Annotated in this window: 17 protein-coding genes; 13 read left to right on the top strand and 4 right to left on the bottom strand. The window is 61.7% G+C overall.

The annotated features are described in order from the left end of the window. Nucleotides 1-12: 12 nt before the first annotated feature. Both ABRA89_RS12885 and ABRA89_RS12880 read left to right on the top strand, forming a co-directional pair. Complete coding sequence (locus tag ABRA89_RS12885; RefSeq protein ID WP_349941901.1) at nucleotides 13-390, top strand: Hpt domain-containing protein; 378 nt, start codon at nucleotides 13-15, stop codon at nucleotides 388-390. A gap of 163 nt (nucleotides 391-553) precedes the next feature. Then, nucleotides 554-874, top strand: a complete 321-nt coding sequence (locus ABRA89_RS12880) for a 2Fe-2S iron-sulfur cluster-binding protein (protein ID WP_349941900.1) — start codon at nucleotides 554-556, stop codon at nucleotides 872-874. 27 nt (nucleotides 875-901) lie between these two features. On the opposite strand, the gene ABRA89_RS12875 is transcribed toward ABRA89_RS12880, so the two are convergent. Then, nucleotides 902-1,570, bottom strand: a complete 669-nt coding sequence (locus tag ABRA89_RS12875) for an HAD hydrolase-like protein (RefSeq protein ID WP_349941899.1) — start codon at nucleotides 1,568-1,570, stop codon at nucleotides 902-904. Nucleotides 1,571-1,764: 194 nt separating this feature from the next. Between ABRA89_RS12875 and rpiA the strand changes: the two genes are divergently transcribed. The 10 genes from rpiA to ABRA89_RS12825 all read left to right on the top strand — a co-directional run bounded on the left by rpiA (nucleotide 1,765) and on the right by ABRA89_RS12825 (nucleotide 10,674). Then, nucleotides 1,765-2,460: a ribose-5-phosphate isomerase RpiA gene (gene rpiA, locus ABRA89_RS12870; protein ID WP_349941898.1), complete on the top strand. Its 696-nt coding sequence runs from the start codon at nucleotides 1,765-1,767 to the stop codon at nucleotides 2,458-2,460. An 82-nt stretch (nucleotides 2,461-2,542) separates the two neighbouring features. After that, nucleotides 2,543-3,178, top strand: coding sequence for a DUF2059 domain-containing protein (locus ABRA89_RS12865; protein WP_349941897.1), 636 nt, complete (start codon nucleotides 2,543-2,545; stop codon nucleotides 3,176-3,178). Between the two features lie 95 nt (nucleotides 3,179-3,273). Next, nucleotides 3,274-4,668, top strand: coding sequence for a glutathione-disulfide reductase (gor, locus tag ABRA89_RS12860; RefSeq protein WP_349941896.1), 1,395 nt, complete (start codon nucleotides 3,274-3,276; stop codon nucleotides 4,666-4,668). A gap of 158 nt (nucleotides 4,669-4,826) precedes the next feature. Further along, on the top strand, nucleotides 4,827-5,471 hold the full coding sequence (locus tag ABRA89_RS12855; RefSeq protein ID WP_349941895.1) for a gamma-glutamylcyclotransferase family protein: 645 nt from the start codon (nucleotides 4,827-4,829) through the stop codon (nucleotides 5,469-5,471). A 27-nt stretch (nucleotides 5,472-5,498) separates the two neighbouring features. Next, nucleotides 5,499-5,966, top strand: coding sequence for a YtoQ family protein (locus tag ABRA89_RS12850; RefSeq protein WP_349941894.1), 468 nt, complete (start codon nucleotides 5,499-5,501; stop codon nucleotides 5,964-5,966). Between the two features lie 175 nt (nucleotides 5,967-6,141). Next, on the top strand, nucleotides 6,142-7,524 hold the full coding sequence (locus tag ABRA89_RS12845) for a class II 3-deoxy-7-phosphoheptulonate synthase (protein ID WP_349941893.1): 1,383 nt from the start codon (nucleotides 6,142-6,144) through the stop codon (nucleotides 7,522-7,524). 196 nt (nucleotides 7,525-7,720) lie between these two features. Beyond that, nucleotides 7,721-8,281, top strand: coding sequence for a hypothetical protein (locus ABRA89_RS12840; protein ID WP_349941892.1), 561 nt, complete (start codon nucleotides 7,721-7,723; stop codon nucleotides 8,279-8,281). Then, nucleotides 8,281-8,622 (top strand): hypothetical protein, encoded by a 342-nt coding sequence (locus tag ABRA89_RS12835; RefSeq protein ID WP_349941891.1) that lies wholly within the window; start codon nucleotides 8,281-8,283, stop codon nucleotides 8,620-8,622. Before ABRA89_RS12840 ends, ABRA89_RS12835 begins: the two co-directional genes overlap by 1 nt. Nucleotides 8,623-8,739: 117 nt before the next feature. After that, on the top strand, nucleotides 8,740-9,780 hold the full coding sequence (dusA, locus tag ABRA89_RS12830; RefSeq protein ID WP_349941890.1) for a tRNA dihydrouridine(20/20a) synthase DusA: 1,041 nt from the start codon (nucleotides 8,740-8,742) through the stop codon (nucleotides 9,778-9,780). 66 nt (nucleotides 9,781-9,846) lie between these two features. Beyond that, the gene (locus tag ABRA89_RS12825; RefSeq protein ID WP_349941889.1) at nucleotides 9,847-10,674 is read left to right on the top strand and encodes a sulfite exporter TauE/SafE family protein; all 828 of its coding nucleotides are present in this window, start codon (nucleotides 9,847-9,849) and stop codon (nucleotides 10,672-10,674) included. 9 nt (nucleotides 10,675-10,683) lie between these two features. Here the strand turns inward: ABRA89_RS12825 and ABRA89_RS12820 are convergent, their stop codons facing one another. The 3 genes from ABRA89_RS12820 to ABRA89_RS12810 all read right to left on the bottom strand — a co-directional run bounded on the left by ABRA89_RS12820 (nucleotide 10,684) and on the right by ABRA89_RS12810 (nucleotide 13,257). Then, nucleotides 10,684-11,394, bottom strand: a complete 711-nt coding sequence (locus tag ABRA89_RS12820; protein ID WP_349941888.1) for a retropepsin-like aspartic protease family protein — start codon at nucleotides 11,392-11,394, stop codon at nucleotides 10,684-10,686. Next, nucleotides 11,387-11,590: a DUF1289 domain-containing protein gene (locus ABRA89_RS12815; protein WP_349941887.1), complete on the bottom strand. Its 204-nt coding sequence runs from the start codon at nucleotides 11,588-11,590 to the stop codon at nucleotides 11,387-11,389. The genes ABRA89_RS12820 and ABRA89_RS12815 overlap by 8 nt, the downstream gene beginning before the upstream one ends. A gap of 110 nt (nucleotides 11,591-11,700) precedes the next feature. Further along, a complete protein-coding gene (locus tag ABRA89_RS12810; RefSeq protein ID WP_349941886.1) occupies nucleotides 11,701-13,257 on the bottom strand; it encodes a sensor histidine kinase in 1,557 nt (518 codons plus the stop codon). A gap of 109 nt (nucleotides 13,258-13,366) precedes the next feature. Between ABRA89_RS12810 and ABRA89_RS12805 the strand changes: the two genes are divergently transcribed. After that, nucleotides 13,367-13,978 (top strand): glutathione S-transferase family protein, encoded by a 612-nt coding sequence (locus ABRA89_RS12805; RefSeq protein WP_349941885.1) that lies wholly within the window; start codon nucleotides 13,367-13,369, stop codon nucleotides 13,976-13,978. The last annotated feature ends 3 nt before the right edge of the window (nucleotides 13,979-13,981 follow it).

Raw genomic sequence — 13,981 nt, 5'->3', positions numbered from 1 at the left:
CGGAGAACGACGATGCCCGCCATTTCTTCTCATGCCACGCCGGACGAAGCCTCGCTTTCCTCTTCGCACAAGATGAGACCTTCCGCCGCGAGCCCCATCGACCTCGTCCATCTTGCGACGCAGACTTGCGGCGATCGCGAACTCGAACGCAGTATTCTTGCGATGCTGGCCCGCCAGATCGGCAGCGCCGAAGCACGGCTCCGTGCGCTGTCGCTTACGGAGCGTGCGACGCTTGCCCACGCGCTCAAGGGCACGGCACGCAATGTCGGCGCATTCGCTCTTGCGGACGCGGCCGCTCAGTTCGAAACCGGACCGTCGAACGAGGCGGCCCTGTCGCGGCTGATCGACCATATGAACATGACCCGGCGGTTCGCGGCCGAACTCGCCTGAGTTCGGTTCGAGCGGACAAGCTTGCCACGGGTGGCAATTGCCGGACGCGTCCCACGGTTGACAGTCAGCCTGTGCTTGCCGATAGCTCCAGCCAATTCTTCGCGGCCTCGCTTCCTGACGGGGTTCGCGGGCGACAGCCGGTGATCGGAAAGCTCAAGATATCATGCCCAAAGTGATCTACGTCTCCTCGTCCGGCGACCGACGGGAGATCGATGCCAAGGCCGGAACGACGGTCATGGAAAACGCGGTGCGCAACGATGTTCCGGGCATCGAGGCCGAATGCGGCGGTGCATGCGCCTGCGCGACCTGCCATGTCTATGTGGACGAAGCCTGGGTGGACAAGCTGTCCGGACCCGAGGCGATGGAAGAGGATATGCTCGACTTCGCCTATCAGCCACGCGAAAATTCTCGGCTTTCCTGCCAGATCATCCTGAATGACGACCTGGACGGACTGACCGTTACCACCCCCGAAGAGCAGGCCTGAAGCGGCCCAGCCATGACATATCCCCGATCAACCGATGAGGTCTTCGGCAAAGCGGGGCGTTAGTGTGTCGTAATGGGAAATGACGACACTTGCTTTCGCGCGGGCATCTTCGTCGGGCGCATAGCCGAAATCGACGAGAATTGACGGGACCTGAATCGCGTTTGCGGCGGCTATGTCCGTGATCGTGTCGCCGATCATCACCGTCTTCGCCGCGCTGGATTTTGAACGTTCAATCGTGCCGCCGAGATGGGCGGGGTCAGGCTTCATCCCGGCAAACGTATCCTGTCCGCATATGGCGGCGAAGCGTTTCGAGAGGCCGAGTTCGTCGAGCAGCAGCACCGCGAGCTTCTCTCGCTTGTTCGTGCACACCGCTAACGACCAGCCCGCTGCTTCGAGTCTGTCCATCGCGTCCAGAACGCCGGGAAATGGCTGCGAGGTCTCGGCGATGTTGGCCTCATAGTGCACGATAAATCGGTCGAAATGCTCTTTGATCAATGCCTCGGGAAGTTCGCGCCCGTGGTGGTGATAGGCCGCCTTCAGCATGGCGATCGCGCCATGTCCGGCATGGGGCCTCACGACATCGAGGGGCAGTGGTGGAAGCCCGTCGGCATGAAGGCAGGCGTTGAGGCTCGCTGCGAGATCGGGAGCGGTATCGACCAAAGTTCCGTCGAGATCGAAAACCGCCAGTTTCGTCATCGGATAGCCTGCCTCTTCTTCGCTCTTGTTCCGACAGGACGCGTCTGGCCTGCCTCGCCTGTCGTCGACAGCGCAAAAGTTTGCCCTTTAGTCTGTCGACATCCGCGCGATAGGGCTTAAATCAAACACCGCGTTGCGGATAGGCGGGCACCGAAGCCATATTTCCGCATAAGAACGGTCCTGGGAGTTTATGGATGTCGGACGCCAAGTCCTTGAAGAGAAAATCCGCGGAAGCCGCTTTTGCGGAGCTCGAAGAAGGCTTGAACATCGGCATCGGCACAGGCTCGACCGCGGAAGAGTTCGTGCGTGTTCTCGCGGAACACGTAAACGCCGGGTTCGAGATGACCGGGGTCGCGACATCCGAGCGCACCGAAAAGCTTTGCAAAGAACTCGGCGTTCCCATGAAGACGCTCGACGAGATCCCGATCCTCGACGTCACCGTCGACGGAGCCGACGAAGTCGACGGAAAGTTGCGCCTCATCAAGGGCGGCGGCGGCGCCCTGCTGCGGGAAAAGATCGTTGCCTTTTCATCCGCCAGGATGATCGTCATCGCCGACAGGTCGAAGAAGGTCGAGACGCTCGGTGCGTTTCCCTTGCCGATCGAGGTCAACGGTTTTGGGCTGATGGCGACCTTCATGGCAATCCGCCGCTCTGCGGAGTCCCTCGATCTCTCAGGTGAAATCGTCCTCAGGAAGAACGGTGATCAGCCCTTCATCACCGATGGCGGCCATTTGATTCTGGACGCATCTTTTGGCCGCATTCCAGACCCAGAAGCCCTCAGCGCCGCGCTTCATTCGATTCCAGGTGTTGTGGAGCACGGCCTTTTCATCAAGCTCGCCAGCACCGCGATCCTGGCCGGCGAGGATGGTATCGAGAAGCTTGAGGCTTGACGAGCGGCTCTCAAAGGACCACCCACCCGGCAGACGCGACCGTTTTCGCGCGAGGCTCAAACAACCTACGGAGATTCGAGTTTTGCGGATCAAGAACATTGTCCCGGCGCTGAGCGCCATCGTCTTCAGCGGCGCGGTTATCGCCGCCGCACCCGCTCTGGCACAGGACACGGCAGCGCCCGAAACTTCGGGTCAGGCCCAAGAGTCGGAGCCGGCGCAGGAGGTTTCCGAAAGCCATCTCGCGGCTGCGCGCGCAGCCGTCGACGCGATCGGCGCGACCGATGAATTCGACAACATTCTCCTGAACGCCGCCAACCAGACCAAAGCGGAATTCATCCCCAACAATCCGGATCTCCAGTCGGAGATCTCGAACATGGTGGACGAGAAGGCGCTTGAACTTGCCCCGCGCCGGGCCGCTCTCGAAACGGAAGTTGCGCGAGTCTACGCCCAGCTCTTTTCCGAAGCGGAACTCAAACAGATTTCCGAGTTCTACGCGACAGATGCAGGCCAGAAGCTGATTGAGGTGGGTCCCAAAGCTGCGCGTGATTCCATGGGCGCCGCCAATGTCTGGACCAACGGCATCCTGCGTGATCTGCGCCAGGCTTCACTTCAGGGCATGAACGACATCTACGCTTCCAAAGCCGGCGCCTCCAACGCAGGAGAGAATGCTGCGGGTAGCGAGGGCCAAAACGCTGAGGGTGGCGGCGACGGCCAATAAACCCGACACCTCTTCAAACTGAAACATCGCCGGCGTGCCATATTGCCTCGGCGCAGGCGCCGGGGCTCCTGTATGCGAAAAACGGACCTGACCTGATGGCGACCTATGATTACGACCTTTTCGTCATCGGCGGCGGATCGGGCGGCGTCCGTGCCGCAAGGCGTGCAGCGCAGATCGGCAAACGCGTCGCGATTGCCGAGGAATACCGCTACGGCGGGACCTGTGTCATTCGCGGCTGCGTGCCGAAGAAGCTGATGGTCTACGCTTCACAATATTCCGAGCATTTCGAGGATGCGGCCGGATTCGGCTGGAACGTCGGCTCCCGCGAATTCAGCTGGGAAACGCTGATCGCCAACAAGGACAAGGAGATCGCCCGGCTGGAAACGATCTACCGGGCCAATCTCGAAAAAGCCGGCGCGCAGCCGCTCGCAAGTCGTGCCGTTCTCGAAGGACCGCACGAAATCCGTCTCACCGAGACGAACGAACTCGTGACTGCGGACAAGATCCTTATCGCGGTCGGCGGGCGGCCGAACCAGCATCCCGATCTGCCGGGGGCCCATCACTGCCTGACCTCGAACGAACTTTTCCATCTTGAGCGGCAGCCGGAAAAACTCGTCATCCTCGGCGGCGGCTATATCGCGGTGGAGTTCGCCAATATTTTCCTTGGGCTCGGTACGGACGTGACGCTCGTCTATCGTGGACAGGAAATTCTGCAGGGCTTCGATGACGATATTCGCACATGTCTGCACCAGCAGATGAGCGCGAAGGGCATGTCGGTTCGCTGCAAGGAAACGTTTCAGGAAGTCCGGCAAAAGCCTGACGGCGGCTTCGAGGCTGAACTCGACAACGGCGAGGTTCTCGATGCCGACGAGATCCTGCTCGCGATCGGCCGCAAGGCGAATACGGAAAATCTCGGCTGCGAGAAGGCGGGCGTCGAAGTCGACAAGCGCGGCGCGATCAAGGTTGACGACTATTCCCGGACGAGCGTCGACAACATCTATGCGGTCGGGGACGTGACCCATCGCATGCAGCTGACGCCGGTCGCGATCCACGAGGCGATGTGCTTCGTTGAGACCGTGTTCAAGAACAATCCGAAGAAGCCTGATTACGACTCCGTTCCGACGGCAGTGTTCTCCCAGCCTGAAATCGGCACAGTCGGTTTGACAGAAGCGGAGGCCGGCCGGCGTTTCGAGGACGTCGCCGTCTTCAAGACCGATTTCAAGCCGATGAAGCATACGCTTTCGGGCCGGAACGAGCGGACGATGATGAAGATCATCGTCGATCAGCAGACCGACCGGGTTCTGGGCGTCCATGTTCTGGGCTCGGATGCTGGCGAGCTCGCCCAGGTACTCGGCATCGCGGTGAAGGCGAGGCTGACCAAGAGCCATTTCGACGAGACCATGGCGCTTCATCCGAGCGGTGCGGAAGAACTCGTGACCATGTACGAGCCGAGCTACATCCTGCGCAAAGGCGAGAAAATCGCCTCCTGACGGCAGACCGTCTTTAGTTCGCACCTCTCCGCCACCCTAATCTTTGCTTGGAAATGGAACGCAGAGCGCGAGGACAGCGGACGATACCGCCGCGATGGAGTCCGGCTGTCGACCTTCGAAGGCTTGATTGGAGCGCCCGGCGCTGCCATTGCAGGGCTATGGACGTACATTCCGATCATCCCGACCTCGAGGCGCTGGCTGCCGACGGAAAGGTCATCGCCTATTTCGGCTATGGCTCGCTGGTCAATCGCCACACGCTACGCACGAAGTTCCTTGGCATCCGGCGCGCGGAGGCGCGTGGCTGGCAGCGATTCTGGCAGCCACGCGATCCGACGGCGGAGATGGCGCTTCTTTCGGTGCAGCCCAACGAGAGCGAGGCCGTGCACGGCGTCGTCGTCTATGATCTCGTCGACCACCTGCCCAGTCTCGACGAGCGCGAGGCGGGCTACAATCGCCGGATCATCGATCCTGCGGCTTTGACGATCGAAAACCCGCCGCTCGCCGACATGCCGGTCTTCATCTACGAAGCGACACCCGGCGCAAGCGATGCGGTGGAGCTCGGTTCGGCAATTCTCCAGAGCTATCTCGACGCGGTCATGCAGGGCTTTCGCGATCTCTATGGCGAGGATGGGCTGAAGCGGTTCGTCGAGCGCACGCAAGGCTTCGAGACGCGGCTGCTACAGGACCGATCCGCGCCGCGCTATTCCCGTTCCGTCGCTCTGCAGGAGGGCGAGGCGGAGCTGTTCGACAGTCTCGTCACCGCGCGCGGCGTTCAGGCGGTCGAACTCAGCCCCAACGAATAAAATCAGGACAAGGTTAGGCGTATTGCGATGAGCGAGAAGCTTTGGCGCATCTATCTCTCCGGAGAAATCCACACCGACTGGCGCGACGAGATCGCGAAGGGCGTTGAGGCGGCTGGCCTTCCGGTATCCCTCTCGGCACCCGTGACGAACCATGCCGCCTCCGACGATTGCGGTGTCGCGATCTTGGGCCCGGAAGACGACAAGGGCTGGCACGACCGCAAGGGCGCGCTGATGAACTCGATCCGCACCAAGACGCTGATCGAGGAAGCGGACATCATCGTCGTGCGGTTCGGTGACAAGTACAAGCAGTGGAACGCGGCCTTCGATGCCGGTATGGCCGCAGCGCTCGGCAAGAGCCTGATCGTCATGCATCCGCCGGAACACGCTCATGCGCTGAAGGAAGTCTGCGCAGCATCGAGCGCAGTGGTCGAGCGGCCCGATCAGGTCGTCGATATCCTTCGCTACGTCATCCGCGGCGAACTGAACGGGTATTAGACCTCTCACGGGTGACATTTATGCCCGGAAATGCTTAAACGCGCCCGAATTCGGTCGATTTATCCCCTGATGAGGGGGCTGTCGGATGGCTGACGCAGAGCCTGCCGAGCAAAAATCTAAGAATAACAATGATGAAATGACCGGCCCCAAAACCGGTCGATGAGAGGTCAAAATCATGGGCGCGAATTGGACACCGTCGAGCTGGCGCAACCTGCCGATCGAGCAGGTGCCGGATTATCCGGATCCCAACGCCGTGCGCGATACCGAGGATCGTCTCAAGTCGTTCCCGCCGCTGGTTTTTGCCGGTGAGGCGCGCAAGCTGAAACAGAGCCTCGGCGAAGTCGCAAACGGCCGTGGCTTCCTCCTGCAGGGCGGCGATTGCGCCGAAAGCTTCGCGGAGCATGGCGCGGACAATATCCGCGACTTCTTCCGCGCATTTCTCCAGATGGCAGTGGTGCTGACCTTTGCCGGCTCCAAGCCCGTCGTGAAGGTTGGCCGCATCGCCGGACAGTTCGCCAAGCCGCGCTCCTCGTCCAACGAGACGAAGGACGGCAAGACGCTCCCCTCCTATCGCGGCGACATCATCAACGGCATCGACTTCGACGAAGCCTCGCGCATTCCGAGCCCAGACCGTCAGATCGAGGCTTATCGCCAGTCGGCCGCGACGCTGAACCTTTTGCGCGCCTTCGCTCAGGGCGGTTACGCCAATCTGGACAATGTCCATCAGTGGATGCTCGGCTTCGTATCGGGCAGCCCGGAAGCGGCGCGCTATGGTCAGATCGCCGACCGGATTACCGAGTCCATGGAGTTCATGCGTGCGATCGGCATCAATGGCGAGAACCATCGCTCGCTGCGCGAGACCGATTTCTACACCAGCCACGAGGCGCTGCTGCTCGGCTACGAGGAAGCACTGACCCGGCAGGACTCGACCTCGCATGGTGACTGGTACGCCACCTCCGGCCACATGATCTGGATCGGCGATCGTACCCGCCAGGAAGATCACGCTCATGTCGAATATTGCAGCGGCATCAAGAACCCGATCGGCCTCAAATGCGGTCCGAGCATGGAGCCGGACGGCCTCCTGCGCCTCATCGACAAGCTGAACCCGAACAACGAGGCTGGCCGCCTGACCCTCATCACGCGCTTCGGCCATGAGAAGGTGGAGAAGCATCTTCCCGCGCTAATCGATGCCGTCGAGAAGGAAGGGCGGACGGTTGTCTGGTCATGCGATCCGATGCACGGCAACACGATCTCGCAGAACAGCTACAAGACCCGGCCGTTCGAACGCATTCTGGCCGAGGTCGAGGCTTTCTTCGCCGTTCACAATGCCAAGGGCACCCATCCGGGCGGTATCCATATCGAGATGACCGGCAAGGACGTGACGGAGTGCATCGGCGGCGCCCGGCCCGTTCTGCCGGAGAACCTCTCGGATCGCTACCACACCCATTGCGACCCGCGCCTCAACGCCAATCAGGCGCTGGAGCTTGCTTTCCTCGTTGCCGAACATCTGAAGTCGGATGCGGCCGAAGCCCCTGCGAACAAGCAGGCGGCGGAGTAAGCAAGACGCCCGACGGTTTCAAAAATGGCCCGGTTCGCCGGGCCATCTTCTTTTGCGGTGCCTCAAGTCCTGCGCTGCCCGAAAAGCCTCTTTTGATCTTATCCCCGGTGTCCGCAGTCGGCGGCATAGTTGCGCGACTTGAAGAACGTGTGCGCGGCTCTGACCGCGATGTCGGTGGATAAGAGAGAAGGCGGGCTTGAATGGTAGTATCGGTCTGGTTGGGGCGCCGGCGATGAGCCCGGAGCGGATTTCCGCCCTTTGCAGGGGCGACGGTATCCTCTGGTGGGCTCTGCGAACCATGCCGGGGCTTCGGAGTGTTTTCGCGTTTCTGCGCGGCATCTGGCATTCCGTCTGCGAGCGTCTCGCCGAATGGCTGCTAACGATATGGCTGCTCAACTGGGGCGTCGCGCTGGCTTACGGCGGCACCTTCGAAGCGCCGTCCTTCGCGGTCCTGAAAAGCTGGGCGAGTATCGACACATGGTCGCTCTTCTGCCTCGTCGGCGGTGGCGGCCGCCTGATGCTTCTCATCGCCAATGGCGGCTGGCGAAAGTCTCCCCATTTCCGAGTGCTCGCGGCACTGGGCACCATCCCGCTCTGGGCGGCTTTCGCTTTCGGTTTCCCGCTATCTGGCACGACTGCCAGCGGAGCCGGTGTCTATTACGCCTGCATTCTGGCCGAACTCGTCAGCATGCACCGCGCGACCCGCGAAGCCGGCTGGAACGACGGGCGGGCAGCATATCGGGGGAAGAGGGGCTGATGCCGGTCGGCGAGATCATGGGCTATGTCGCGGCCGGCGTGACCGGTCTGATCGTCGTCATGCGCCTGATAGATACCTATTTTGCCGAGAGGCGGCGCGGCCGGCAGGCCGGCGACGAGCAGTTGAGCATGGCGCGCATCGCCGTCTTCCAGCCGATGGCCGATCAGTATCGCCATGCGACCTTCGAGCAGATCGTCGGTGAAATTCATGCGCGGGTCGGTGAAATCCACCGCGTGGTCATGGCCGAGGACGAGGAGCGCAAGGCGTGTGAACGCGCGAGGCTTGCCGCCGATCTGGAGGAGCTGGAAGAGCTGAGGCGACGGGATCGGGAGCGCCGATAGCCAAATTTCGGGGTAGTCGTCTCCCGCTTCGCCTCGGGTGGCAGCGGGCGCGGTGATGCGTTAAAGCGCTCCGCAAATGTTCAAGTGTAAAGGCGGCAGGGAAGAAGCAGCCGAACGATGAAAGCGCATCGATCAGATCAAGCGAAAGCAAAGCTCTATGGCAAGGGCCAGCCGGTCTTCGCCGTTGCGCCGATGATCGACTGGACCGATCGCCACTGCCGTTTTTTTCACCGGCAGCTCACCACGCATGCGCTTCTCTATACGGAGATGGTTGTCGCCGACGCCATCATCCACGGTCCGCGCGAGAAGCTTCTGGATTATGACGCCGCCGAGCATCCGTTGGCGCTGCAGATCGGCGGATCGGACCCCGAGAAATTGCACGCGGCCGTGACGGTCGCCCGAGACTGGGGCTATGACGAGTTCAACCTCAATGTCGGATGCCCATCGGATCGGGTCCAATCCGGCACCTTTGGCGCCTGCCTCATGCGTGAGCCGGAGCGTGTCGGCGACGGTCTCGCAGCGATGCGCGAGGCAGCGGGCGATCTGCCGGTTACGGTCAAATGCCGCCTTGGCGTCGACGATCAGGATATCGAGGAAGCACTCGATCGGCTGGTGGACGAAGCAATCCGCGCCGCCGTTTCCGTGATCTGGGTCCATGCCCGCAAGGCTTGGCTGGAAGGCCTGAGTCCAAAGGAAAATCGCGATATTCCTCCGCTCGATTACGATCGCGTCGGCCGTCTCAAGGTACGCGTTCCGGATGCCTTTGTAGGTCTCAACGGTGGCCTGAAATCCGCGGCTTCAGCAACAGACACGATCTCCTCTCTGGGTCTCGACGGCATGATGCTGGGTCGCGCCGCCTACCAGACGCCGGACGTGCTGACTGAAGTCGATCATCTGGTCTACGGCGAGGCCGCCAGCGAATTCGACTATCCGGCCCTGATCGCCGAGATGGAAGAATACGCCGCACGTCACATGGAGCGCGGCGGGCGCCTGAACCATGTTACGCGGCACATGGTCGGCCTGTTCAACGGACTTCCCGGCGCACGGCGCTGGCGGCAAGTACTTTCGACGGAATCGACCAAGCCTGGCGTGACGCCGGCGATCCTCAGCGAGGCCTTTGCCCATGTGCGCCTCGACGCGGGACGGGAAGCGGCCTAAGCAGACGGAGCGCACAGCGCTTTCACCGCAAGTTACCACTTCCGCCGGGCATTTCATGTTTATCCCATGCTGAATTCGATCGATCTTCAGAGCATGGCCGTCATCATCGGTGCACTCGCTCTTGCTGCCGGGCTCGCCGGTTTTCTCGCCGGCCTCTTCGGCATTGGCGGCGGAGCAATCTATGTCCCGGTGCTCTACCAGCTTTATCAATGGCTCGAAGTGCCGGAAGCTGTCGCGATGCATATCGCTGTCGGCACCTCGATTGCCACCATCGTGCCGACCTCGCTGCGCTCGCTCTACGCCCATCTCAGCCGGGACGCTGTAGACCGCAAGCTTCTGAAGGAGTGGTGCATTGCGGTGCCGGCCGGATCGATCGCGGGTGCATTTCTTGCCGCGAGCGCCTCGTCCGTCACCCTGCGCGCGATCTTTGCGGTGCTGGCTTCCGTGATTTCGCTGAAGCTTCTCTTCGGCCGGATCGAATGGAAGCTCGGTGACGATCTGCCGGGACGGGCAGGGCGGTCCGTCGCCGGCGTCGTGATCGGTCTTTCCTCGGCGCTAATCGGCATCGGTGGTGGCGTTTTGAACAACACCTTCATGACGCTCTATGGCCGGCCGATGATCCAGGCGGTGGCGACAAGCGCCGGCGTCGGTGCCCTCATCGCGATCCCCGGTGTCGTCACCTACATCTTCGGCGGCTGGGGCGATCCTCTGCTGCCGCCCTTCAGTCTCGGCTATGTCAGTCTCACGACACTCGCCGTCGTGGCACCGATGTCGCTCATCGCCGTTCCGTTCGGCGCAACGCTTGCCCACAAGCTTTCACGGCGGACGCTCGAAATCGGCTTCGGCATCTTCCTTGTCATCGTCGCGGCGCGGTTTGCGATCAGCCTTTCCTAAGGCGATCGCTCAGTCCGTCAAAATCAGCCGGTCGCCGCGAAAATCGTAAGATGTCAGCGTGTCGAGGAAGCTCATACCCAGCAGCACGGTGCCCAAGCCGTCGCTGTCCGTAACGGCCGCGCGGATATTGCGCCGCTCGATATCGCCAACCGTGACCGAATCGAGGAACACCGGCGCCGAGCGGGTGACGCCGTTCGCTGTCTGCACATAGTCGGTGAAAGACAGGCTATCCGTATCGATACCGAGCGATTCTGCCGTTGGCCGATCCATTGCGATCATGGAGGCCCCGGTGTCCACCATGAACGAAACGCTCTCGCCATCGACCGCGCCGTTCAAATGGAAATGCCCGTCACGACCACGCGTCACCATGTATTGCGGCCGCTCGCCATCGGAGGAGACCGGGACGACGCTTCCGGGCATGAGCACGGCCATCATCCTGTCCTTGATCGCCAGAAATTCCGGGGCAAAGGCGTATGCACCGATCACCACCATGAAAATGCCGATCCAGACGATCGCGTGTCGAAGCGCTTCGCCAATCCGGATGCCGCTGAAGAGAAAGAGGCCGGCGCCAAGCGCGACGCCCCATGTGCCGTAATAGGCAAGCTCGGCGAACTGGCCCTCCGGCAGGCCGGCGACCATCCCGTCCTGACTGGTCAGGAGAGCGAGAAGGGCGATGCCGATGATCGCAATGAGGATCCAGAAGAGATTACCGTCACGCATCGCTGCGATCCTTGATGCCGAAGGGTTTCATGCCCGCCTGCCGCATGCGCTCTGGAAGAGTTTCCATGACGGACTTGCGATCGCTGCGGGAGAGGGACGCCCAGGCTCCGATCTCGGCGCCAGTTCGGCCGCAACCACGGCAGAGCCCGGTCTGCGGGTGCAACTGGCAGATCCCGTTACAGGGCGATTCGATCATTGATGTCCTTTGGCGCAGGCCGCGCAACGTGTCTCATGATTGCACTGGATATGGTCGATTGGGTGCTTCCGCTCAAGACAGGCCGCGGACCCGTTGGGGCGTGCGAAGCTTCAAACGATGTCGAAGGCCGGCATCACTTCCAGGACGCGCGAATGCGGGAAGACGGCTATGACGTCCGTTCCCTTGCCCTCGCGCGACGATAGCTCGAACTGCCCGTCGTGCAGCTTGACCAGCGCCTGAACGATCGGGAGACCAAGACCGGTGCCCTGTTCCGCGCTCTTGATGGCGTTCGAGCCCTGGCCGAAGGAGGCGAGGACCGTCGGGATCTCATCCTCCGGAATGCCGGCCCCGTTGTCGCTGACGCCGACATATTGCCCGCCGCCTGCCGTCCAGCCGACGCGCAGAACGATCTCGCCGCCCTTCGGCGTGAACTTCACCGCGTTGGAGAGAAGGTTGAGCACGATCTGGCGCAACGCGCGTTCGTCGCCCCAGAGCGAGGGAAGACCCTCCTCGAATTGCATCTGAAGCGAGATGCGCTTGTCTTCCGCCCGCAGCCGCACGGTCGAGGCGCAATCGGCGGCAATCGTGGAAAGATCGACCGCCTCCTCGTTCAGCGCGTATTGTCCCGCCTCGACGCGCGACAGGTCGAGGATCTCGTTGATAACGCCGAGAAGGTGCTTTCCGGAGGAATGGATGTCGGCGAGATATTCCTTGTAGTTTGGGCTGCCGATCGGCCCGAAGATCTCGTTCATCATCACTTCGGAAAAGCCCAGGATCGCGTTGAGCGGTGTACGCAGCTCGTGGCTCATGGTCGCGAGGAACTGCGACTTGGCGAGGTTGGCGTCTTCCGCGCGGCGACGTGCTTCGTCTGACAGCACGCGCGAGCGTTCGAGTTCGCCGATCAGCTCGTCTTTCTCCGCCTGGTGACGAACCCGGGCGACCGCACCCCGGCGCAGCGCTTCCGCGACGAAGGCGAAAAACGGCACGGCGCCGATGACGACACCCTGCATCGCCGAGCTTATGGGATCGGGATTGGTATAAGTTTCGAGGCTCAGGCCGAGGACAAGCGGTGCGAAGGCAATCGGCACCACGAAGCGCAAGGTAGAAGAAATCATCGCGGTCATGGCAATCGCCATGATCAGCGCGGCAAAGTGGAAGAGTTCGAACCGCATCGCAGTGCAGTCCTGGCATTCCAGAAAGGCGAGGGCGGACCAGCAGAGACCGGCGAACGTATGACCGGCGAGAAAGGGAAGCACGCTTGCGTGCGGCCTCGCCTTGGCGGAGCCTTCAGTCCCGTAGGTACCGGTATCTGCACGGCGAGCGAGATAAAGGATGATCAGGTAGGCGCTCAGCGTCGCCAGCGTCCATGCCGATGCAACCGTAACCCCTGTAAAAGTCGACAGACCGAAACCTGCAAGCAGCACGGGCGCGGGCAGGATGATCGAGGCCGCGCGAAGCTGGGCGGCATGCTGTACGAGGAGTTCAGCCTCGATGAAGGAGGCGTTGCGCCGTCCTTTCCGCTTCAGGTTCTGCCGCGCCGACTGAACCGCCTTCGAACCACTGGGCAGCGCGCGCGGCTTGCGGTCCTGGCCGGCATCGGTCCTGTTGTCGAAAGGGGAGAGGGCAAGGGACATTGGATCGAGGACAGGTCCGGAACGCGGGAACATCAGAACGAGGGCTTGTCTTCCCGAAGAATGAACAAAATGCCTTAATGAACCGCGAACATGACGAGACAGTCATGACGGAAAGCCAAGCAATGGGGAGGGAAGATCAGCCATGAAACTGTTCGATGGAGGGCGTGCGCCCAATCCGAGGCGGACCCGAATTTTTCTTGCGGAAAAGGGCATCGAGGTGCCGCTTGAGCCTGTCGATATGGCCGAAGGCGAGCATCGCAGCGAGAAGATCGCCTCGCGCAACCGTTTGAAGCGGCTGCCTGTGCTGGAGCTCGACGACGGCACGATCCTTACAGAGTCGATCGCGATCTGCCGCTACTTCGAGGCACTCCATCCCGATCCGCCGCTCTTTGGACGCACGCCGCTGGAGATCGGCACGATCGAGATGTGGCAGCGTCGCGCCGAACTGGAGCTTTATCAATCGGTCGGGGCGGTGTTCCGGCACGGCCATCCCGGCATGGCGAAAGCCGAACCGGTGCAGGTGAAGGAATGGGCAGACCTAAACCGGGGCCGCGCGATCGATGCCTTGAAGATGTTCGAGGATCAGCTCGGCGAGCAGCCCTTCGTCGCAGGCGAGAATTTCTCCGTGGCTGACATCACCGTGTTCGTCGCGGTCGGCTTCATGAAGGCCGCCAAGCTGGAAGTGCCGGAAGACTTTTCCAGTCTCCGGCGATGGTATGCCGAGTTCGAAAAGCGGCCGAGCGCTTCAGCCTGATCC

It is taken from the genome of Fulvimarina thalattae (assembly GCF_040239565.1).
Taxonomy (GTDB): Bacteria; Pseudomonadota; Alphaproteobacteria; order Rhizobiales; family Rhizobiaceae; genus Fulvimarina.
Note: the sequence above shows the minus strand (reverse complement) of the source record. Positions and strands in the feature narration are given on the sequence as shown.